At 71.1% G+C, this 1,729-nt stretch carries 2 protein-coding genes; both read left to right on the forward strand.

Annotated features, from left to right (window positions below; translation table 11 throughout):
• Positions 1–1,206 (forward strand): epoxide hydrolase family protein (locus ACFRMQ_RS40550; protein WP_380735936.1); only part of this gene is annotated, 1,206 nt, incomplete at its 5' end.
• Between the two features lie 71 nt (positions 1,207–1,277).
• Positions 1,278–1,724: a VOC family protein gene (locus ACFRMQ_RS40555; RefSeq protein ID WP_380735937.1), complete on the forward strand. Its 447-nt coding sequence runs from the start codon at positions 1,278–1,280 to the stop codon at positions 1,722–1,724.
• Positions 1,725–1,729: the final 5 nt, after the last annotated feature.

Here is a 1,729-nt window from a genome sequence, read left to right on the forward strand (position 1 = left end):
GCGGTGGCCGACTGGGCGCCGCGGCCGGGCTCGGGCATCCGCCCGTTCCGCGTCAAGGTCGCCCAGGGGGACCTCGACGACCTGCGGCGGCGCATCCGGGCGACCCGGTGGCCCGACCGCGAGACGGTCGACGACCGCGGCCAGGGCGCGCAGTTGGCGAGGATGCGGCCGCTGATGGAGTACTGGGGCACCCGGTACGACTGGCGCAAGCTGGAGCGGCGCCTCAACGAACTGCCGCAGTACATCACGGAGATCGACGGGCTGGACATCCAGTTCGCGCACATCCGCTCCCCGCACGCCGGCGCCATGCCGATGCTGATGACCCACGGCTGGCCCGGATCGATCGTCGAACTGCTGAAGGTCATCGACCCGCTGACCAACCCCACCGCGCACGGCGGCCGCGCCGAGGACGCCTTCCACCTGGTGCTGCCGACCCTGCCCGGCTACGGCTTCTCGGGCAAACCGACCGGGACCGGGTGGAACTTCGCCCGCATCGCGCCCGCCTTCCACGAGCTGATGATGCGCCTCGGGTACCCGGAGTACGTCTCGCAGGGCGGCGACCACGGCGCGATCCTCTCCGAGGTGCTCGCCGTCCAGCGGCCGAAGGGGCTGCTCGGCATCCACGTCAACATGCCGGGGACGGTGCCGGACGACGTCCTGCGTCGACTGCGCAACTTCGACCCGACCCCCGCCGACCTGTCGGCGGAGGAGAAGCGGGCGTACGAGCGGCTGCTGCACTTCTACCGCGACGGTTTCGGCTACGCGGCGATGATGAACCGGAGCCCGCAGACGATCGCCTACTCCCTCACCGACTCCCCGGTCGGCATGGCGTCCTACTACTACGACAAGTTCGCGGAGTGGACGGACTCGGCCGGCGTTCCCGAGAAGGTCCTCGGCTACGACGAGATGCTCGACGCGATCTCGATGTACTGGCTGACCGGCACCGGCGCGTCCTCCTGCCGGCTGTACTGGGAGGGTGCCCAGGCCGGCGGCGGACCGTTCAACGCGGTCCCCATCCCGAAGCTGCCGGTCGCCGTGACGGTCTTCCCCGCCGAGATCTACCCCGCGCCGCGCAGCTGGGGCGAGAAGACCTTCGGCAACATCATCCACTGGAACGAGGTCGACCGGGGCGGCCACTTCGCCGCCTGGGAGCAGCCGCGGCTGCTGGCCGAAGAACTCCGCACCGCCTTCCGGTCGCTGAGGTAGCGCGGACCTCCCGCGACCGCCGCGCACGGCAACCCACCGCCCCTTCTCCTCCCGAAAGCGAGAACACCCCTGTGGAGCTGAAACTCGAAGTCATCGTCCTGCCCGTCTCCGACGTCGACATCGCCAAGGAGTTCTACGTCGACACGCTCGGCTTCCGCCTCGACGCGGACTTCCCGATCGAGGAGGGCTACCGGATCGTCCAGGCCACCCCGCCCGGCTCCGCCTGCTCCGTCGTCTTCGGGGAGGGCCTGACCGCGCTCCCGGTGGGCTTCGCCCGGGGCTTGCACCTGGTCGTGACCGACATCGAGCGGGCGGCCGGGGAACTGGCCCGGCGCGGAGTCGACATCGACGGCCCCTTCCACGACGAGACCGGAGTCTTCCACCACGCCGGCGGGACCCACCGGGTGCCCGGCGTCGCCCCGGGCCGGCCCAGCTACGGCACCTTCGCCCGCTTCGCCGACCCCGACGGCAACGAGTGGTTCCTCCAGGAGGTCACCCTCCGGGCCCCCGGACGCTGACCACC

Origin of the sequence: Kitasatospora sp. NPDC056783 (assembly GCF_042789895.1) — a bacterium.
Taxonomy (GTDB): domain Bacteria; phylum Actinomycetota; class Actinomycetes; order Streptomycetales; family Streptomycetaceae; genus Kitasatospora.